The sequence below is a fragment of the Acidisoma sp. L85 genome (assembly GCF_009765865.1).
GTDB lineage: Bacteria > Pseudomonadota > Alphaproteobacteria > Acetobacterales > Acetobacteraceae > Acidisoma.
The window spans coordinates 20,480-39,594 of record NZ_LMUQ01000084.1 but is presented as its reverse complement, the minus strand read 5'-3'; the positions used below and the strand labels follow the sequence as shown (position 1 = coordinate 39,594).

Below are 19,115 nucleotides of genomic sequence, written 5' to 3'. Positions count from 1 at the left end.
AGCCCGTAAATCGTCATCTACGGCGAAGGGCGCCCCGCCTGGGGCCGAAGATCCACGCCTACCTTCTCGCCGCAAGCAAGGCGTGGATCCTCGGCCTTCGCCGAGGATGACGGTGCAACGGCATAGCCAACGCTTGCTGGTAAAAGGCCCAAGCACGGCGCTCGCCCCGCTACTCCACGAAACTCGGCCCCGGCTCGTCCACGTCCAGCACCGCCTTGCCCTCGAAAGCCGCCGCGATGAGGGCCCGTGTGTAATCCTGTTGCGGGTTCTCGAAGATCTCCTCGGCCGGACCTTCCTCCACCACGCGCCCCCGCCGCAGCACGATGATGCGGTGAGCCAGCGCACGGACGATGCGCAGGTCGTGGCTGATGAACAGGTAAGCGAGCCCGTGATCCGCCTGCAGCCGCCGCAGCAGATCGACGATCTGCGTCTGCACGGAGCGATCCAGCGCGCTGGTCGGCTCGTCCAGCACCACGAAACGCGGCTCCAGCACCATGGCCCGCGCGATGGCGATACGCTGGCGCTGGCCGCCGCTGAACTCATGCGGGTACCGTTCCAGCGCATTCTCCGGCAGCCCGACCTCGGCCAAAGCGGCGGCGACCTTGGCGTGGCGCTGCGCCGCCGTCAGGCCGCGCTCATGCACGCGCAGCCCCTCGGCCACGATCTCCTCCACCGTCATGCGCGGCGACAGGCTGCCGAAGGGGTCCTGGAAGACGATCTGCATATCGGCGCGCATCGCGCGCAACCGCCGCTCGGGCAGATGCGCGATGTCCTGGCCCTCGAACAGAATGCGGCCCTCGGCATGTTCCAGCCCCAGCATCGCGAAGCCCATGCTGGTCTTGCCCGAACCGCTTTCGCCCACCAGCCCGACAGTCTCGCCCTGCCGCACCACCAGCGACACGTCATCCACCGCGCGGACATGGCCCTGCGCGCGCCGCAGCACGCCCCGCCGGATGGCGAAATGCACGCCCACGGATTCCGCGGCGATGACCGGGGCCGGATTGAGCGGCAGAGGCGGCGGGCCGCCCTTCGGCTCGGCCGCGAGCAGCATCCGCGTGTAGGGGTGTTGCGGCCTGGCGAAAAGCTGGCCCACCTCCCCGGTCTCCACGATCCGCCCGGCCTTCATCACCGCCACGCGGTCCGCATGTTGCTGCACGATGCCGAGGTCATGCGTAATCAGCAGCAACCCCAGCCCCCGCGCCGCCTTCTGCGCATCCAGCAGCGCCAGGATCTGCGCCTCGATCGTCACATCCAATGCGGTCGTCGGCTCATCGGCGATCAGCAGCGCCGGATCGTTGGCGAGAGCGATCGCGATCATCACCCGCTGGCGCTGGCCGCCGGAAAGTTGATGCGGAAAGGCATCCAGCCGGTGGGTCGCATCGGGAAAGCCCGCCTGTTCCAGCAGCGTCATCGCACGGCGGCGCAGCGCGTCGCGCGGCAAGGTGGCTTTGGTGTGCAGGCTCACCGCCTCGGCCACCTGCCGCCCGATGCGATGCAGCGGGTTGAGGCTGGTCATCGGCTCCTGGAAGATCATCCCGGCCTTGCCGCCGCGCAGATTGCGTAGCTCGCGTTCCGGCATGCCCAGCACATCCCGCCCGTCGATGCGGATCTGGCCGGTGGCGACCGCGCCCGGCGGCAAAAGACGCAGCAGCGACAGCGCTGTCAGCGACTTGCCCGAACCGCTTTCGCCGACCAGCGCCAGGGTCTCGCCGCGATCCAGCGTGAAGGACACATCCTCCACCACGCGCCGCTCACCGAAGGCGACGGTAAGGTTCTCGACTTCGATCAGGCTCATCGGAACCCGGTCTTGCGGGGGTTGAAAGCGTCCCGCACCGCCTCGCCGATGAAGATCAGTAGGATCAGCGTGCCGCCCAGCACCCCGAAGGCGGCGAGGCCCAGCCAGGGCGCCTGTAGATTGTTCCGCCCCTGGGAGATGAGTTCGCCGAGCGAAGGCGAGCCCGGCGGCAGGCCGAAGCCGAGGAAGTCGAGGCTCGCCAGGATGGTGACGGAGCCTGACAGCGTGAAGGGCAGGAAGGTCAGCGTCGCCACCAGGGCATTGGGCAGGATATGCCGCCGCATCACCGCGAAATCCCCCACGCCCAAAGCGCGGGCGGCACGCACATAGTCCAAAGTCCGGCCACGCAGAAACTCGGCGCGCACCACGCCGGTAAGGTTCATCCAGTTGAACAGCAGCAGGAACAAGAGAAGCACCCAGAAGGACGGCGCGATGATGGAGGACAGAATGATCAGCATGAACAGATCGGGCAGCCCCGACCAGATCTCGATGAACCGCTGAAAGAATAGATCCGTAAGCCCGCCATAATAGCCCTGCACCGCCCCCGCCAATACGCCGATGGCCGATGCCAGCGCGGTCAGCGTAAAGCCGAACAGTACCGAGATGCGGAAACCGTAGATCACCCGGGCCAGCACGTCCCGCGCCTGGTCGTCCGTGCCGAGCCAGTTCCGCCAGCTCGGCGGCGAGGGCGCGGCGCGGCCGAGATTATCGACCGTTGTGTCATAGGAAAATGGGATAAGCGGCCAGATCATCCAGCCATGCGCGCGGATCGCCTTCGCGACATCGGGATCCGTATAGTCGGCCTCGGTCGGCATGAAGTCCGGGCCGAAGCGGTCCTCGCTGTAATCGGTGAAGATCGGGAAAAGCGTCTTGCCCTCGAACCGCACGACCAGCGGGCGGTCATTCGCAACGAAACCGGCGAACAGGCTGATGCCGAAGAGGCCGAGGAAGATCCACAACGAATAAAAGCCCCGGCGATGCGCGCGGAACGCAACGAGGCGCCGCCGGTTGAGCGGCGACAGCCTGCCGCGCCGCGCCGCCAGCGGCGCGGTGGTCATCGCCGGCTGCCGAAGTCGATGCGCGGATCGACCACGGTATAGAGCAGGTCGCCGACGATCTGCATGACGAGGCCGAGCAGCGAGAACACGTAAAGCGTGCCGAACATCACCGGGTAGTCGCGTTGCAGCGCCGCCTGATAGCCAAGCTGCCCCATGCCGTTGAGCGAGAAGATGATCTCGATGAGCAAGGCGGAGGTGAACAGGATGCTGATGAAGGCCGCCGGAAAACCGGCCACGATGAGCAGCATCGCATTGCGGAAAACATGACCGTAGAGCACGCGATTTTGCGTGCCGCCCTTGGCGCGAGCGGTCAAGACGTATTGCTTGCCGATTTCTTCCAGGAAGCAGTTTTTCGTCAGCATCGTGAGGCTCGCGAAACCGCCGACAACCATGGCGAGCGTCGGCAGCACCATGTGCCAGGCATAGTCGAGCGCCCGGCTGGGCCAGCTCCAGTTCTCGCTGCCCATGCTGGTCAGGCCGCGTAGCGGAAACCATTGCACGAAGGTGCCGCCGGCCAGCACGACGATGAGCAGGATGGCGAAGAGGAATCCCGGAATGGCATAGCCGATCAGCACCGCCAGGCTGGTGACGAGATCGAATTGGCTGCCCTCCCGCATCGCCTTCGCGATGCCGAGCGGGATCGAAATCATATAGATCAGCAGCGTCGACCACAGGCCGAGCGAAATGCTGACCGGCAGGCGCTGAAGGATCAGCTTCCACACCGGCTGGCCAAGAAAGAAGCTCTGGCCGAGATCGAAGGTGAGATAGCCGCGAAGCATGATGGCGAAGCGGGTGAGGGGCGGCTTGTCGAAGCCGAACATCTTGCGCATCTGCGCGACCATATGCGGGTCGATGCCCTGGGCGCCGCGATAGAGGCTGGCGGAAGGCATCGCGGTTTCCGCCGCGCCACCGCCTGCTCCCATACTGCCGCCATGTCCCTTGAGCTGGGCGATCGCCTGTTCCACCGGGCCTCCGGGTGCGAGCTGCACCACGAAGAAATTGATCGCGATGATGCCGAACAGAGTGGGGATGATCAGCAACATCCGGCGGAACAGATAGGCGACCATCGCTTAAGGCGGCGCCGTGCCGAAGGACGATCCAAGGTGGCGACTTCCGCCCTTGTCACACCGCATTGGAGTGGTGCCGCTGGGTATTCGTCTGGCGGGCGAGATCGGCATCGATCCACCAGCTATCGATATCGAAGCCCGCGCGCATCGGTTTGGGCGGATGGCCGAAGACATCCCAAAAGGCGAGACGGTAGCTGCCGAGATGCCATTGCGGAACAACGAACCAGCCCCAGAGCAACACACGGTCCAGCGCATGGCACGCTGCCTGTAGCGAGGCCGTATCCGGCGCCGCGATGACCTTCTCAACCAGCGCATCCACGATCGGATTGGACACGCCCATGAGGTTATTGCTGCCGGTAAGCTTCGATGCGGCCGAGGTCCAGTTGTCGCGCTGCTCGTTGCCGGGCGAATCCGACTCCGGAATCAGCACCACCGTCATGTCGAAGTCGAAGTTATCCATCCGAAGCTGGTACTGAGAGGGATCGATGACCCGCACCGTCACATCGATGCCGAGCTTCTTGAGGTCCTGCGCGTAGGGCAGGGTAACGCGCTCGAAATTCGGGTCGTTCAGCAGAATCTCGAAAGCCAGCGGCTGACCCGCCGCGTTCACCAGCTTGCGATTCTTCACCGTCCAGCCTGCCTCTTGCAGGACATGCAGCGCCGCCATCAGCGCCGGCCGGTCATTGCCGGAACCGTCGCTGACCGGCAGCGTGAAGGGCTTGGTGAAGAGATCGGGCGGCAGGTGATCGCGGTACGGTTCCAGCAGGGCAAGCTCGGCACCAGTGGGCAGGCCTGAACTCGCGAGGCCGCTATTGCTGAAATAGCTCAGCGTGCGCGCGTAGCTGCCATAGAACAGCGTCTTGTTGGTCCATTCGAAATCGAAAGCCATCGCCACCGCCTGACGTACGCGGCTATCCTGGAAGACCGGGCGGCGCGTATTCATGCCATAGCCCTGCATCCCGGTCGGCAACTGGTCCGGAAAAACCTCTTTGCGAACGAGGCCTTTCTGCACCGCCGGGAAGTTGTAGCCGGTCGCCCAGTTTTTCGAGATATTCTCGTCGCGGAAATCGATCTCGCCGGCTTTGAATGCCTCCATCGCCACGCTGGGATCACCGAAATACTCGAAGGTGATGCGGTCGAAATTAAAGAAGCCCCGGCACACCGGCAGATCCTTCGCCCAGTAATCCGGCCTGCGGCGATAGGTGATGCTGCGGTTCAGCGCCACGGTCTCGACGGCATAGGGACCGGAGCCGTTGGGCGCCTCGATCAGGGGCGCGGAAAAGTCTCGACCCTTCCACCAAGCCTCGGACAGCACCGAAAGCTGCCCGAGGATCAGCGGCAATTCCCGCGCCGCACCGTCCTTGAGGTGGAAGGCGACGCGACCGGCGCCCAGCACATCGACCGAACTGACCGCCGCGTAATACTGCTGAAAATACGGCTGACCTTTGGCGCAGAAAGTCGCGAAGCTCCAGGCGACATCGGCGGCCGTCACCGGCGCGCCATCCCTGAAACGCGCCTCCGGATGCAGCGTGAAGGTCACCCGGTCATGATTCGGAGTGACCTCGACCGATTTGGCGAGCAGCCCGTAGGCGACGGCGGCCTCATCCGAGGATGGGCGCAACAAGGTATCCCAGAGGTAACTTACCCCGGCGGCGGGCGTGCCGCGAATGATGAAGGGGTTGAAGCTGTCGAACCCGCCGACCTCGCTGAAGGTTACCGCACCGCCCTTGGGCGCATCCGGATTGGCATAGGGAAAAGCGGTAAAGCCCGGCGGAAGGGCCGGCTTGCCGGTTACCGCGATGCCGTATTGTCCGTCGGTGGCATCCTGCGCCCGCGCCACCCACGGCAGGGCCGCCGCGCCCACGGCCGCACCCAGGAAGGTCCGTCGACGCATCACGCCCCCTGTCCTGGCGAGCCGCCGAGGCAGACCCGCTCTTCAGTTATTTCCAAGACATAATGTGGACTTTCGAGGAGAACCGAAAGCCCTGGCACCTGTCTCAAAGCTGAAGGTTTTGTCAGCCAAGTTCCCCGAGCGCCGCGCGAAGCAGCCCGGGATCGCCCAGCGCCAGAACATCGCCGCGCGAGGTGTCGAGATGCAGCGGCGCGCCGGCCCAGTCGGTAACGCTGCCACCGGCTCCCTGGATGATCGGCACCAGCGCCGACCAGTCCCAAGGCTTGAGATCGCTCTCGGCGATGACATCGATCTGCCCCAGCGCGAGAAGGCCATAGGCGTAGCAATCGCCGCCCCAGGTCACCCGCCGCACCGCCGCACGGATCCGGTCGAAACCGGCTTGCCGGTAGCGCGGCTGGAAATCGGGCGCTGTCGCGGAAAGCTCAGCCTGGCCGAGACTCGGACATGCACGGCAACCGGCCGAGCCGCCAAGCGGACCGGTGAAGCGGGTTGGCTCCCCGGCCACGCCGATCCAGCGCTCGCCCGTAATGGGCTGGTCGATGATCCCGATCACCGGCACGCCGTTCTCGGTCAGCGCGACAAGCACGCCAAAGGTCGTGCGGCCGGTAATGAAGGCGCGCGTGCCGTCGATGGGGTCGAGCACCCAGCGATAGCGGCTGGCGCCGCGATCGGCGGTGCCGAACTCCTCGCCGATCACCCCATGATCCGGGCAGCGCTCGGCCAGGATCACCCGCATTGCCTGCTCGGCCGCGCGGTCAGCGACCGTCACCGGGCTGTCGTCGGATTTGTCGTCCGCCAGAAGGCCGGAGCGGAAATGCGGGCGGATGGCGGCACCCGCCGCATCCGCGAGCGCAAGCGCTACCTCGACGAGCTCGGGCGGCACCATGACGCGGTTACTGGCCTGACTTCTGCGCGCTGCCGGAAGCGGCGCCTGTCATCGCCGGGGTCGTTTTTGTTTCGGTGCCGCCATTGCCCGTGCTCGGGGCGCTGGAACTCGCGGGCTTGGCCGGCGCCGCCTTGGAGGTCGCGGCGGCCGCGACTGTCGGCAGGGCCATCGGCTTATCGGCGAGCGAGCGCAGATACAGGATGACATTCGCGCGCGTCTTGGGCTGCGGAATGCCGGCATAGCTCATCGTCGTGCCGGGCGCGAAATGCTGCGGATTGGCGAGCCAGCTATCGAGCGCCGCATAGGTCCAGGTGCCACCGACCTTCTTCAGCGCGGGCGAGAAGGAATAGCCGGGAACGCCCGCGACCTTTTCTCCCACAATGCCGTAAAGGTCCGGACCGACCTGGGTCGCGCCGCCCTTGGTGAAGGCGTGGCAGGCGCCGCAGGCCTGGCTCGCGAAGTCGCTGCCCTTGTCGGCGCTGCCGCTGGCGAGAAGCTGGTCCAGCGACGGACCCGCCGGCGGTGCCGCGGCGGTGCCACCGCCTCCGGAAGCCGGCGCCGCGGCCGCGGCTTGCTCTTTCTTCTGTTCCGCCTGTGCAGCGGCGACCTCGGCCTCTGTCGGCAAGGGCGCGGGCGAGGCCGAGAGGCTGCGCAGATAGGCGATCAGATCGGCGCGGCCCTGGATGTTGCGCAGGCCGGGATAGGACATGCGGGTGCCGGGCGCGAAGGTCTGCGGATCCAGCAGCCATTTGTTGAGCTGCTCATAGGTCCAGGTGCCGCCGACCTTCTTGAGCGCGTCGGAAAACGAATAGCCCGGCGCCGCCGCGACCTTCGCATTGAGGATATTGTAGAGATTTGGCCCGACCATGGCCGCGCCGCCCTGGTTGAAGCTGTGGCAGGACCCGCATTGCTGCGCCGCCGTGGATTGGCCCGCCGAAGGATCGGCCTTCGCCATGAAGGGCAGAATGGTCGGGATGATGACCCGAGCGGGTCCCGAAAACGCCTCGGCGGCCCCTTGGATGGTGATCGCGGTTTTCTCGAGTTCCCCGGGATGCACCAGCACATCGGCGAAGAAGCCGGCGACCATATAGGCCATCCCGGCAACCAGCACCGCCGCGAAAGCCTTGTTGCCTTCCAACCCACCAGCCATGCGCCGACCCCTGGACAATCGAGACCGATCGGAGCGGCAGCACAACACGCGGACAGGGGCGCCCGGCGAGGGCCTCTGTGCCGGCTGATCGCGAAGACGCCCCGAACTTGCGGGCACCATAGGGAATGGCTACCAGCGCATCAACCCGCCCCGCGGCCCTCACCCTGACCGAGAACCATGGCCCCCATCATCATTATCCCCGCCCGCATGGGCTCATTCCGGCTCCCCGGCAAACCCATGGCGCTGATCGCCGGCCTGCCGATGATCGTCCATGTGCTGAACCGCGCGCTGGAAGCCGATCTCGGCCCGGTCGCCATCGCCTGTTCCGAGGAAGTGGTGGCCGAGGCGACCCGCGCCGCCGGCGGCATCGCGGTGATAACGGACCCCGCTCTGCCGCGCGGCTCGGACCGTGTCGCCGCCGCACTGGCGCAGCTTGACCCGGACCGGCGGCACGACGTGGTGATCAATCTCCAGGGCGATCTGCCGACCCTGCCGCCGCAACTCCTCCACCGCGTGCTGGCGCCCCTCGCCGAGACCGGCATCGATGTCGGCACGCTGGTCGCTCCCGTCGAAAGCACCGAGGAGGCCGCCGCCTCCAGCGTCGTCAAGGCGGCCTGCGCTTTCCGGGACGGTGCCGATCTGGCCCCGGTGCTGTATTTCTCGCGCGCCGCGATCCCCTGGGGCGAGGGGCCGCTGTGGCATCACATCGGCGTCTACGCCTATCGCCGCGCCGCGCTGGAACGCTTCGTGGCCCTGCCCGAAAGCCCGCTCGAAATTCGCGAAAGCCTCGAGCAGTTGCGGCTTTTGGAGGCCGGCATGCGGATCGGCGCCGCGCGCGTCGATGTCGCGCCCTTCGGCGTCGATACGCCCGCCGACCTCGAACGTGCCCGCGCCGTGCTCGCGCGGCCCCAGGAGACGACATGACCGACCTCATCTCCTTTCAAGGCCAGCCGGGCGCCTATTCCGATCTCGCCTGCCGCACCGCTTTTCCCGGCATGCTGACGCTGCCCTGCGAAACCTTCGAGGCGGCGATGGAAGCCGTGCATGAGGGTCGCGCCCGCCTCGCCATGCTGCCCTGTGAGAACAGCCTCGCCGGGCGCGTGCCGGATATCCATACGCTGCTGCCGGAAAGCGGACTCTCGATCATCGGCGAGCATTTCCAGCGGGTCGAGCATTGCCTTCTCGCGGTTCCCGGCACCGCGATCGAGCAGGTCCGCCGCGCCCATAGCCACGCGGTCGCCCTCGGCCAGGTGCGCCGGCTGTTGCGAGAGCGCGACATAACCCCGGTCGTCGAGGCCGACACCGCCGGCAGCGCGGCTTTGGTCGCGAGCTGGGGCCGGCCGGAGGATGCCGCGATCGCCTCATCCTTGGCCGCGGAACTCTACGGGCTCGACATTCTGCTCAGCAATGTGGAGGACGCGGCCCACAACACGACACGCTTCTACGTGACGGCCCGCGCGCCGGAAGTGCCGAGCGCCGATACGCCCGGCCTGATGACGACCTTCGTGTTCCGTGTCCGCAACGTGCCGGCCGCGCTCTACAAGGCGCTGGGCGGCTTCGCGACCAACGGCGTCAACATGACGAAGCTCGAAAGCTACATGGTCGGCGGCGAATTCACCGCGACGCAATTCCTCTGCGAAGTGGACGGCCACCCGGAACAGCCACGTCTACGACTGGCACTGGAGGAGCTGGCATTCTTCTCGCGAGAGATTCGCATCCTGGGGGTGTTCAAGGCGGCGGCGTTCCGGGGTGGGAAGGGTGAGAGCGATTAGGGGTGTGGTGAGCCGTCGACCGATGCAGCACTTGCTCGAAGAGGCGCCCGATGACTTGAGCACAGCGGTGGCATGCAAGGCGAGGGAGGCCAGGGCAGCGCGGCGCGCTGGTGCGGACTTGCCTTGGTCAGCACCTAGCCGTTTTCTCAAAGTTCAGGATTACGGCTAGAAATAAATCTTCGTTTTCCGAGACGACGCCCTTAAGCAAATGATGCGAACTCAGAGTCAATAACAAGATTTATTGACCTTCACATTTTGGAAATTGAAGGGAAACTATACAGCGGGCGTTTCCAACAAAGAGGACGCTTATGAGTATTTCCCGAACCACCGGCTACCATGTAATGCAGCCGATCCCGGAGGTTGACCTACCGCCACCGTACCCGACGGGGGGCGAATATCCAATGCCGGGCGCGACGACCCCGCTTGGAGCCGGAGTGATGTATTCGCGGACCTTCCGAGGTAACGTGCCTTACCCAACGGTCTCGAATCCAGGCCAAACTCAGATGCCCGTAGCTCCTCCGCGACGGCTCACGCTGGGCGGCTTTTCCCTCGCAACTCAATCGTATCCAGTGACCCCTATTAATTACTCGATCATGTTTCCCCCTTCTCGCGTTTACTGATCCCCGTCAAAGTGAGCTGCAGCGCTGACTGCGCGTCAGTAACGTTGTGACGGTCGCGATTGGTTGGGCATGGAACAGTCCGAGCCCAGCCAATCCGCATCCTTGGTGTGTTCAAGGCGGCGGCGTTCCGGGGTGGGGAGGTCGCGCGTGGTTAGGGGTGCGGGTAGCGTTCCCCTTCGGTGCCCCTCGGGTGAGCGTGCCCTCACTCGCGCGCGATAGTGCCGTTGTCGGCTGAGCGCGATGAGGGGAGGTGCCGCAGGTTGGTGCCCGATACCTTTAATCATCTTCATCGATTTTCTCGGAATCTGAGCGGCAACAAAGATAGGCCGCCGTTCCAAAATATATGCCCCTTACAAATTCGGCGCCCTGACATTCAATAGTGAGATTACTCGCGTTCATCATTTGGAAATCGGTCAGGAATTATCGAACGGACGCTATAAAAAAAGGAGCATTTATGCCTGCACCTCCAGCGTCTTTCGGCGGACCTCCGCCACGATCAGTACGGCTTTCGGTCGTGAGGCCTTCAATAGAGCGCTGGGAAGAACTACGCGCTAGCGCAGCGCGTTTGAATATGCAGCCCGCGACGGCCAGCTTCCAGCCGCCGATAACGCCGTCTATACTTGGCTTGCCGCCGTCAACGCGCCGTCTCAACCTCTCGTCCACTTGGATGCCTGCGTCTGGAACCGAAGCGTAAGCACACATCTAGGGTAACGGATGCCGTAACGACCGCGATTGGCTGGGTATGGACCATCCAGGCCCAGCCAATCCGGCACTCTTTCGTCAAAACTAAGCCGGATCCCAGACTGTAGATGGGCTACCCATCCACAGCGCCCGCCGCCACTCAATCACGAAACACCGACCGCAGGCCGCGCCTTCACCAGTGCCTGCCGCGCATCCTCCGCCGCGGTGTCGAGCAGCACCTGCATCGCTTCTCGCGCGCCATCCTCCGACCGCGCACGGATCGCCTCCAAGACCGCCTCGTGCCGCCCCAGCGACAATTCCGGCGCCGAGGACTGCGTGAGCCAGTTGAGCCTGAACGATGCTCTCAGCGAGGAACCGATGAGCGCCACGAAGGACGACAGAAAGTAATTGCCCGTCGCCGCCAGAACCGCCTGGTGGAATCGCAAATCCGCGGCGACCGTGCGCGCCGTCTCGTCATGATCCTCGCTGTCGCGCGGCACCCGATCCATCGCCGCCGCCTGAGCCACCGCCATGTCGTGATAGGCGGCCGCGATCCGCGCTACCTCCTCCGACGTCGCGCGGCGCGCGGCCAGGGCAGCGGCCGAGGGCTCGACGACCATGCGCGCCTCGAACAGCCCGTTGATGTAAACCTCGGACGGCTCCTGCTCGAGATGCCAGGCGAGCACCGAGGCATCGAGCATGTTCCAGTCCGCCAGCGGGCGCACGATGGTGCCGAGCTTGCGACGCCCGACGATCATGCCCTTCGCCGCCAGCAGCCTGAACCCCTCGCGCAACGCGGCGCGCGAGACCCCCAGGCTGGCGCAAAGCTCCAGCTCCGGCGGCAGGGTCGAGCCCGAAGGCGTCTGGCCGCCTACGATGCGACGGCCGATCGTCTCCGCCACGTCGTCGCTTCGGTTGGTGGCGCTCCCTAAACCGGCGGCACGCCGCGCGGTCCGCGGTCTTTTGACGTGAACTTTATTGTCAGACATTACCCGCTTGCTTAAGCCGCCCTTGCCCCAAAGTCACCATCGTAAACACGGCGCGCCATCCGTGAAGCCCAGGCTCGGAAGAATCGGCTCCCGCTCACAACCGTCGAGGGTCTCGAGGCCGCTCATCGCGCATTCCCCAACCGGCTTGACGCCTAAGCGCTGTCGCCGGAGGCTACGTCATGCAGGTCGCCACGCTCCTCATCGCCGACGGTGCTGACTTCGTCAGTCGCCGGGTCGAGACGCTGTGCCTGACCCTGACGGGCATCGCCGGAGACCGCCATGCGGGGCCTATGCGCGCGGCGGATGCGCGGACGCCGTGGCACAAGCGCGGCACCGCGATCGCCAATACCCGGCAGATCTCTCTCCTTTCGGTCGAGGAATGCGCCGAGGTCGCCCGGGCGATGGATATTCCCGTTGTTCAGCCCGAGTTGCTGGGCGCCAATCTCGTCTTGTCGGAAGCCCCCGGCCTCAGCTTGCTGCCCTCGGCAACACGGCTGCGGTTCCCGTCCGGCGCGACGATCTTCGTGACCGAGCAAAACGCGCCTTGCCGCTTCCCCGCCGAGAAACTCGCTGCGGCGCATGGGCGGCCGCGACTGGCAGCACTATTCCCCAAGGCAGCGATAGGCCGCCGGGGGCTGGTGGGCATCGTTGAGTGCGAAGGCGAGGTTCGGACCGGCGATGCCGTGACCTATCTGCCGCCGAGAGGGCAGGTCACCCAGCGCGCCGCCCTTCGCTGATCCTCAATCCGCACCGGCCGGCGCGGAGGCTGGCACGGCGTGAACCGTCGCCGCCTGGACCCTGCGCCCGATTCGGCCGCCCCAGCGCCGGCAAGGCTCCTCCACCAGGCGCCACGTCACGGTGGCTACCGCCAAGACGATGCAGACCGTCATGAGCGACCACACGATACCGTCCACCCTATGCGAGAAGGGCAGCCGGCTCGGCGGGAAGCGCGACCATATCTGGCCGATCGCCTCGGCATGCAGCAGATAAACCGAGAAGGAAATCCGCCCGAGCCAGAAACACACCCCGAAGCCCAGCACCCAGGCGACCACCCCGGCCTCCCAGGACAGAGCGACGATCAGCATCGCGGCAAAGAGCGGCACGTAAGGCACATGCTGGGTGGCGACCGAGGCGACGATGCCCGCGAGGGCCACAAGCTCGATCACGCTCGCGACTGCGCGGGAGGGCGTCGTGAACTTCTCGCTCACCAGCCGGATCGCGAGCCCGAGGCCGAATCCGACCAAGCCGCGAAACACCGCCCCCCAACCCCAGATCACCACATCATAATTCTGCAAATGGATTTCGAGCCGGGCCAGAACCAGGATCGCCAGGCTCAGCAGCCACATCGGCGCATGGCGCATCCGCATGATCACCAGCGGAAAGACGATGTAGCACACCAGCTCGACCGCGACCGACCAACTCACCGCGTTCCACATGAGCTGATGGTAGAAAAAGGGCTGGAGCATCAGCGCCTGGAGCGGCAGCCACCGCAACTCCTGTGTCGGGTCATGCACCCCATGTCTGAGATAGAGGTCGAGCCAAAGCACCAGCATGGCGCCAAGCACGAATAGATGCATCGGATAGACCCGGAAGACGCGCCGGGTCAGGAAGCGGCCAACGCCACGCCATTCGAGACCGCGATAGACCGTGGTCAGAATGAAGCCGCTGAGAATGAAGAAGATATCGACCGAGACATAGCCCGGCTTCAACGCCGGGCCGTAAAGCGGATAGCCCATCACGCCAAGCATCAGATCGAGGTGATGACCGAAGACCCAGAGCGCCGCGAATCCGCGGATCGAGGTCAAAGAAAAGCTTTCCTGGCGCATGGCGGTGCTTTGCTACGCCGCCGCCGCGCGGGTCAATCTAAATCATCCCGCAAGAAACGAAGGGCGGCCAGTCATGCGACAGGCCGCCCTTTATGAATTCGACGAGATGCCTGACGACATCCACACCGTTTCTAGGCCGTTACCTGGCCTAGCCGGCGTGACTGGATCGGCGCCTCCGGTGAAGCGCGCGCAGCCTAAGCCGCGGCGGTCTTCTCTGCCGGCAGCTCTACCTTGCCGCCCGCCTTCTCGATGGCGGCCACCGCGGTCGCCGAAGCGCCGTTGACCGCGATTGTCACCGCGCGAGTGATCTCGCCACGAGCCAGCAGACGAACACCGTCCGTCTTGTTATGGCCGATCAGCCCGGCCGCGCGCAGACTGGCCTCGGTGATGGTCTGGCCAGCGTCGATCTTGCCGTCCGCCAGGGCCTTCTCCAGCGTGTCCAGATTGATCGGCGAGAACTGCTTGCGCGACACATTGCGGAAGCCGCGCTTGGGTAGCCGCCGGTAGATCGGCAGCTGGCCGCCCTCGAAGCCGTTCAGGCTCACGCCCTCACGCGCCTTCTGGCCCTTGACGCCCTTGCCGGAGGTCTTGCCCTTGCCCGAGCCAATGCCACGGCCAAGCCGCTTGGAAGTGGGCCGCGCACCCTTGTTATCGCGCAGTTCGTTGAGCTTCATCGTCTGCTATCCTTGGCCCCGATCAGGTCAGGACCGCTCCTCGACACGAATGAGATGAGCAACCTTGCGGATCATGCCGCGCGTCGAGGGGGTGTCTTCCACCTCACGCGTGCGGCCGATCTTGTTGAGGCCGAGACCGATCAAGGTCGCCTGCTGGCCGGGCTTCTGCCCATTGCCGGAGGTGATCTGCGTGACCTTCACGCGGGGTTTCTCAAGCGGCATCCGCTGCCTCCGCCGGGGCATCGCGCTTGCCCAGGATGTCATTGACCTTCTTGCCGCGGCGCGACGCGACCGAGCGGGGGCTCGCGCAGTTCTGCAGGGCGTCGAAGGTCGCCTTGATCATGTTATGCGGGTTGCGGCTGCCCATCGATTTCGCGACGACATCGCCGATCCCCAAAGTCTCCAGCACGGCGCGCATTGGGCCGCCGGCGATGATGCCGGTGCCGGCCGGTGCGGCGCGCAGGATGACCTTGCCCGCGCCGTAGTGGCCGAGCGCGTCATGATGCAGCGTGCGGCCTTCCTTCATCGGCACCCGGATCAGGCCGCGCTTGGCCCGCTCGGTCGCCTTGCGGATCGCCTCGGGCACTTCACGCGCCTTACCGGCGCCGAAGCCAACGCGGCCCTTCTGGTCACCCACCACCACCAAGGCTGCGAATGCGAAACGACGGCCGCCCTTCACCACCTTGGCCACGCGGTTGATGGTGACCAGCTTGTCGATGAACTCGTCGCTATGGTCACGGTCGCGCTGTCCGCCGCGGCCGCTGTCCCTTGCTTCCCGTGCCATCTACAAATCCCTCAGAAGGCCAGGCCGCCCTCGCGGGCAGCCTCCGCCAGCGCCTTGACGCGCCCGTGATACAAATAGGCGCCGCGGTCGAAGACCACTTCCTTCACGCCAGCCGCCACCGCGCGCTCGGCGACGAGTTTGCCGACCGCCGCCGCCGCGTCCTTGTCCGCGCCCGTCTTCAGCCCGGCCTTCAGATCCTTGTCCAGGCTGGATGCGGCGGCCAAAGTGCGGCCGGCCACATCGTCGATGACCTGGGCATAGATGTGCTTGCCGGAGCGAAACACCGAAAGCCGCAACCGGCCACCGGACTTCTGGCGAAGCTGGTAGCGCAGACGTTCCCGCCGGCGCTGCCGGAGATCCTGGTTCGCGCTCATTACTTCTTCTTGCCTTCCTTGCGGCGGATGGTTTCGGTCAGGTAGCGCACGCCCTTGCCCTTGTAGGGCTCCGGGGGGCGCCATCCACGGATTTCCGAAGCCACCTGGCCGACCTGCCGCTTGTCCATGCCCTTGACCCTGATTTCGATCGGGCGCGGGCAGTTGATGCTGATCCCCTCAGGAACCGGAAACACGACGTCATGCGAGAAGCCGAGGTTCATGACCAGGTTCTTGCCCTGCACCGACGCCCGGTAACCGGTGCCGGTGATCTCCATTCCGACTTCGAAGCCGGTGGAGACGCCCTTCAGCACATTCGCGATGAGGGAGCGCGTGGTGCCCCACATCATGCGCGACGGCGCTTCCTTCGACCGCGGGGCGACCGAAACCTTGCCGTCCTCGACTGTGACATCGACCAGTTCGGTCAAAGTCAGCCGCTGCTCGCCGAGCTTGCCCTTGGCGATGAGGATGCCATTGACGACGTTGACCTCGACGCCCTTCGGGATCTCGACCGGATATTTGCCTACGCGTGACATTGATCCAGCCCCCTCAGAAGACCCGGCAGAGGACTTCGCCGCCAACATTGGCGGCGCGGGCCTCCTGGTCGCTCAACACCCCGCGCGGCGTCGATAAAATCGACACGCCGAGGCCGCTATAGACACGCGGCAACTCGCGGATCTTCGAGTAGACGCGGCGGCCGGGGCGGGAGACGCGGGTGATCTCTTTGATCACCGGCTGCCCCTCATTGTATTTCAGCTCGATGCGAAGCTGCGCCAGGCCGGGCCGCAATTCCTCACTGGAAAAGCCGCGGATGAAGCCTTCACGCTGCAACACGTTCAGCACATTGGCTCGCAGCTGCGAAGCAGGCGCCACGCAAACCGCGTGGTTCGCCCGCTGCGCATTGCGGATGCGGGTAAGCATATCCCCTAAGGGATCGGACATCGACATCGTTGATCCCCCTACCAGCTGGCCTTCACCATGCCCGGGATCTGACCCGAGCTGGCGAGGTCGCGCAAAGCGATGCGGCAAAGGCGGAACTTGCGATAATTTCCGCGCGAACGTCCGGTCAGCTCGCAACGCAAGCGCACGCGAGTCCGCGAACCGTTGCGCGGCAACTGTGCAAGACGCACCGAGGCCTCGAAACGCTCTTCGACCGGGACCTCGCGGTCCTTCAAGATCGACTTAAGGGCAGCCCGCTTGGACTTGTCGCGAATCACCATAGCCTGGCGCTTCGCGTTGCGGTTGACCTGGGAAGTTTTGGCCATCCTGTCTATATCCTCCGGAACCTATCGGCCGTCGCGCAAGGCGTGGCCGCGGTTTTCCTAAACGCGTCTCGTTAAGCTCAGTTGGCGAAGGGGATCGAGAAGCCCTTGAGAAGGGCCTTCGCTTCCGCATCGGTCTTCGCATTCGTCACGAATACGATGTCCATGCCGCGGATCGACTCGACCTTGTCGTAGACGATCTCCGGGAAGATGATCTGTTCCTTCAGGCCCATGGCGAAGTTGCCGCGCCCGTCGAAACCCTTGCCGGTGATGCCGCGAAAATCCCGCACGCGAGGCAGCGCGATCGTCACCAGACGGTCAAGGAACTCGTACATCCGCGCCTGACGCAGTGTGACCTTGCAGCCGATCGGCAGACCCTTGCGGATCTTGAAGCCGGCGATCGCCTTCTTGGCCACCGTCTTCACCGGGCGCTGCCCGCTGATCAGCGTCAGCTCGGACACCGCGGCATCCAGCTTCTTCTGGTCCGCCGCCGCCTCGCCCACGCCCATGTTGATCACGATCTTCTGCAGCCGCGGCACTTCCATGACATTGCCGTAGCTGAACTCCTTGCGGAGCGCATCGCGCATCTCGGATTCATACAGCGCCTGGAGGCGCGGCTTAGCCTGTGTTTCGCTCACCTCTGCCTCCTCAGCTCTCGATGACCGCGCCGGTCTTCCGGGCGATGCGGACCTTGTCCCCACCTTCCAGAACGCGGAACGACACCTTGGTCTTCTGACCCGTCTTCGGATCGATCAGCGCCAGGTTCGACAGATCGATCGCCCGCTCCTGGGATACCTTTCCGCCCTGATTCGGGCCCGATGGCTTCTGATGCTTCGTGGCAAGCGCCACGCCCTGCACCACAGCGCGATTGAGCTTCGGGATCACCCGCAGCACCTTACCGCGGCTACCCTTATCCGAGCCTGCGATGACGAGAACCTCGTCATCCTTACGGATACGCGCGGCCATGATTACAGCACCTCCGGCGCGAGGCTGATGATTTTCATGAACTTCCGCGCCCGCAGCTCTCGCACCACCGGCCCGAAAATACGCGTGCCGATCGGCTCAAGCTGCTTGTTGATCAGCACCGCCGCATTGCGGTCGAAGCGGATCGCGCTGCCGTCCGAACGACGCACCGGATAGGACGTGCGCACGATCACCGCCTGGTGCACGTCGCCCTTCTTCACCTTGCCGCGCGGAATGGCATCCTTCACGGAGACCACGATCACGTCGCCGACCGATGCCGTCTTACGCTTGGAGCCGCCGAGCACCTTGATGCACTGCACACGGCGCGCGCCCGAATTATCCGCAACCTCGAGGTTGCTTTCAGCGCTGATCATCGGACTCTCCTCACGCCGCCGCGGAGGTCTGCTCGGCGAACTCGCCAAGCAGCGCACCGTTGCGCTCGATCACCTGCCAGGCCTTGCGCTTGCTGATCGGGGGGCATTCCTCGATCCGCACCAGGTCGCCGGTCTTGCAGACATTCTCCTCGTCATGCGCGGCATAGCGCTTCGAACGACGAATGAACTTCTTGTACAGCGGGTGCATGACGCGACGCTCGACCAGGACCGTACAGGTCTTGTCCATCTTGTCGCTCACTACTCGCCCCGATAGGACGCGCCTAGACATCGCCCTTATCTCCTCAGGCTTTTGCCGAAGCGCGACCGCGCTCCGAAATGATCGTCTTGACCCGCGCGATTTCGCGACGGACCACTTTCACGCGGGCAACGCTGTCGTTCTGCCCCGTCGCGCGCTGGAAACGCAGGTTGAACTGCTCGCGGCGTAAATCCACCAGCCGGGCGGTCAGCTCATCCGGGGTCTTGGCCCGGGTGTCGGTAGCTTCCTTGCTCATCTCACGCCTCTCCGATGCGGGTGACGAACTTGGTCTTGATCGGCAGCTTCGCCGCACCGAGCGTCAGCGCCATCTGCGCGATCTCGTTGGAGACGCCATCGATCTCGAACATAATGCGGCCGGGCTTCACGCGAGCGACCCAGAATTCCGGGCTGCCCTTGCCGGAGCCCATGCGGACTTCGGCCGGCTTCTGCGACACCGGCACATCCGGAAAGATGCGGATCCAGACGCGGCCCGTGCGCTTCATGGCGCGGGTGATCGCGCGGCGAGCCGCCTCGATCTGGCGAGCCGTGATGCGCTCCGGCTCCAAGGCCTTGAGGCCGAAGGCGCCGAAGTTGAGCTGCGTGTTACCCTTGGCGAGACCGTGAATACGGCCCTTATGCGCCTTGCGGTATTTCGTGCGCTTGGGAGAAAGCATG

At 65.0% G+C, this 19,115-nt stretch carries 24 protein-coding genes; 3 read left to right on the top strand and 21 right to left on the bottom strand.

All coding sequences use genetic code 11. The features are described 5' to 3' along the window. Positions 1-169: 169 nt before the first annotated feature. The 6 genes from GSQ83_RS28005 to GSQ83_RS27980 form a co-directional block, all read right to left on the bottom strand. The gene (locus GSQ83_RS28005; protein ID WP_158806214.1) at positions 170-1,795 is read right to left on the bottom strand and encodes an ABC transporter ATP-binding protein; all 1,626 of its coding nucleotides are present in this window, start codon (positions 1,793-1,795) and stop codon (positions 170-172) included. Next, positions 1,792-2,853 (bottom strand): ABC transporter permease, encoded by a 1,062-nt coding sequence (locus tag GSQ83_RS28000; protein WP_174246750.1) that lies wholly within the window; start codon positions 2,851-2,853, stop codon positions 1,792-1,794. The genes GSQ83_RS28005 and GSQ83_RS28000 overlap by 4 nt, the downstream gene beginning before the upstream one ends. Beyond that, positions 2,850-3,920 carry a microcin C ABC transporter permease YejB gene (locus tag GSQ83_RS27995; RefSeq protein ID WP_158806212.1) on the bottom strand — a complete coding sequence of 357 codons (1,071 nt, stop codon included), beginning with the start codon at positions 3,918-3,920 and terminating at the stop codon, positions 2,850-2,852. Before GSQ83_RS27995 ends, GSQ83_RS28000 begins: the two co-directional genes overlap by 4 nt. Positions 3,921-3,975: 55 nt before the next feature. Beyond that, on the bottom strand, positions 3,976-5,814 hold the full coding sequence (locus GSQ83_RS27990) for an extracellular solute-binding protein (protein ID WP_158806636.1): 1,839 nt from the start codon (positions 5,812-5,814) through the stop codon (positions 3,976-3,978). 121 nt (positions 5,815-5,935) lie between these two features. After that, entirely contained in the window at positions 5,936-6,718 is a 783-nt protein-coding gene (locus GSQ83_RS27985) for an inositol monophosphatase family protein (protein ID WP_158806210.1), read from the bottom strand. A 7-nt stretch (positions 6,719-6,725) separates the two neighbouring features. Then, positions 6,726-7,868 (bottom strand): cytochrome c family protein, encoded by a 1,143-nt coding sequence (locus tag GSQ83_RS27980; protein WP_158806208.1) that lies wholly within the window; start codon positions 7,866-7,868, stop codon positions 6,726-6,728. A 177-nt stretch (positions 7,869-8,045) separates the two neighbouring features. Between GSQ83_RS27980 and GSQ83_RS27975 the strand changes: the two genes are divergently transcribed. Together GSQ83_RS27975 and GSQ83_RS27970 are read left to right on the top strand one after the other, a co-directional pair. After that, a complete protein-coding gene (locus GSQ83_RS27975; protein ID WP_158806206.1) occupies positions 8,046-8,792 on the top strand; it encodes a 3-deoxy-manno-octulosonate cytidylyltransferase in 747 nt (248 codons plus the stop codon). Beyond that, positions 8,789-9,640 carry a prephenate dehydratase gene (locus GSQ83_RS27970; protein WP_158806204.1) on the top strand — a complete coding sequence of 284 codons (852 nt, stop codon included), beginning with the start codon at positions 8,789-8,791 and terminating at the stop codon, positions 9,638-9,640. The genes GSQ83_RS27975 and GSQ83_RS27970 overlap by 4 nt, the downstream gene beginning before the upstream one ends. 1,465 nt (positions 9,641-11,105) lie before the next feature. Here the strand turns inward: GSQ83_RS27970 and GSQ83_RS27965 are convergent. Next, entirely contained in the window at positions 11,106-11,930 is an 825-nt protein-coding gene (locus GSQ83_RS27965) for a FadR/GntR family transcriptional regulator (protein WP_158806202.1), read from the bottom strand. Positions 11,931-12,109: 179 nt separating this feature from the next. Between GSQ83_RS27965 and GSQ83_RS27960 the strand changes: the two genes are divergently transcribed. After that, on the top strand, positions 12,110-12,667 hold the full coding sequence (locus GSQ83_RS27960) for an MOSC domain-containing protein (RefSeq protein ID WP_158806201.1): 558 nt from the start codon (positions 12,110-12,112) through the stop codon (positions 12,665-12,667). 3 nt (positions 12,668-12,670) lie between these two features. Here the strand turns inward: GSQ83_RS27960 and GSQ83_RS27955 are convergent, their stop codons facing one another. The 14 genes from GSQ83_RS27955 to rplP all read right to left on the bottom strand — a co-directional run bounded on the left by GSQ83_RS27955 (position 12,671) and on the right by rplP (position 19,114). Further along, positions 12,671-13,735, bottom strand: coding sequence for an acyltransferase (locus GSQ83_RS27955; RefSeq protein ID WP_158806199.1), 1,065 nt, complete (start codon positions 13,733-13,735; stop codon positions 12,671-12,673). A 215-nt stretch (positions 13,736-13,950) separates the two neighbouring features. Beyond that, positions 13,951-14,430, bottom strand: a complete 480-nt coding sequence (gene rplO / locus GSQ83_RS27950) for a 50S ribosomal protein L15 (RefSeq protein WP_158806197.1) — start codon at positions 14,428-14,430, stop codon at positions 13,951-13,953. Between the two features lie 27 nt (positions 14,431-14,457). Beyond that, positions 14,458-14,652: a 50S ribosomal protein L30 gene (gene rpmD, locus GSQ83_RS27945; RefSeq protein ID WP_216850614.1), complete on the bottom strand. Its 195-nt coding sequence runs from the start codon at positions 14,650-14,652 to the stop codon at positions 14,458-14,460. After that, positions 14,642-15,214 carry a 30S ribosomal protein S5 gene (rpsE, locus tag GSQ83_RS27940; RefSeq protein WP_158806193.1) on the bottom strand — a complete coding sequence of 191 codons (573 nt, stop codon included), beginning with the start codon at positions 15,212-15,214 and terminating at the stop codon, positions 14,642-14,644. The genes rpmD and rpsE overlap by 11 nt, the downstream gene beginning before the upstream one ends. Before the next feature lie 11 nt (positions 15,215-15,225). Beyond that, positions 15,226-15,588, bottom strand: coding sequence for a 50S ribosomal protein L18 (rplR, locus tag GSQ83_RS27935; RefSeq protein WP_158806191.1), 363 nt, complete (start codon positions 15,586-15,588; stop codon positions 15,226-15,228). Beyond that, the gene (gene rplF / locus GSQ83_RS27930; RefSeq protein WP_158806190.1) at positions 15,588-16,121 is read right to left on the bottom strand and encodes a 50S ribosomal protein L6; all 534 of its coding nucleotides are present in this window, start codon (positions 16,119-16,121) and stop codon (positions 15,588-15,590) included. The genes rplR and rplF overlap by 1 nt, the downstream gene beginning before the upstream one ends. Before the next feature lie 13 nt (positions 16,122-16,134). Beyond that, positions 16,135-16,533 carry a 30S ribosomal protein S8 gene (gene rpsH, locus GSQ83_RS27925; protein WP_158806188.1) on the bottom strand — a complete coding sequence of 133 codons (399 nt, stop codon included), beginning with the start codon at positions 16,531-16,533 and terminating at the stop codon, positions 16,135-16,137. Positions 16,534-16,544: 11 nt separating this feature from the next. Continuing rightward, the gene (rpsN, locus tag GSQ83_RS27920) at positions 16,545-16,850 is read right to left on the bottom strand and encodes a 30S ribosomal protein S14 (protein WP_158806186.1); all 306 of its coding nucleotides are present in this window, start codon (positions 16,848-16,850) and stop codon (positions 16,545-16,547) included. A 77-nt stretch (positions 16,851-16,927) separates the two neighbouring features. Then, positions 16,928-17,485: a 50S ribosomal protein L5 gene (rplE, locus tag GSQ83_RS27915; RefSeq protein ID WP_158806184.1), complete on the bottom strand. Its 558-nt coding sequence runs from the start codon at positions 17,483-17,485 to the stop codon at positions 16,928-16,930. 10 nt (positions 17,486-17,495) lie between these two features. Further along, complete coding sequence (gene rplX / locus GSQ83_RS27910; protein WP_158806182.1) at positions 17,496-17,813, bottom strand: 50S ribosomal protein L24; 318 nt, start codon at positions 17,811-17,813, stop codon at positions 17,496-17,498. Positions 17,814-17,815: 2 nt separating this feature from the next. Further along, entirely contained in the window at positions 17,816-18,184 is a 369-nt protein-coding gene (gene rplN / locus GSQ83_RS27905; RefSeq protein ID WP_158806180.1) for a 50S ribosomal protein L14, read from the bottom strand. A 10-nt stretch (positions 18,185-18,194) separates the two neighbouring features. After that, entirely contained in the window at positions 18,195-18,473 is a 279-nt protein-coding gene (rpsQ, locus tag GSQ83_RS27900; protein ID WP_158806178.1) for a 30S ribosomal protein S17, read from the bottom strand. Between the two features lie 13 nt (positions 18,474-18,486). Further along, positions 18,487-18,696: a 50S ribosomal protein L29 gene (gene rpmC, locus GSQ83_RS27895; protein WP_158806176.1), complete on the bottom strand. Its 210-nt coding sequence runs from the start codon at positions 18,694-18,696 to the stop codon at positions 18,487-18,489. Between the two features lies 1 nt (position 18,697). Then, entirely contained in the window at positions 18,698-19,114 is a 417-nt protein-coding gene (gene rplP, locus GSQ83_RS27890) for a 50S ribosomal protein L16 (protein WP_158806174.1), read from the bottom strand. Position 19,115 lies beyond the last annotated feature (1 nt).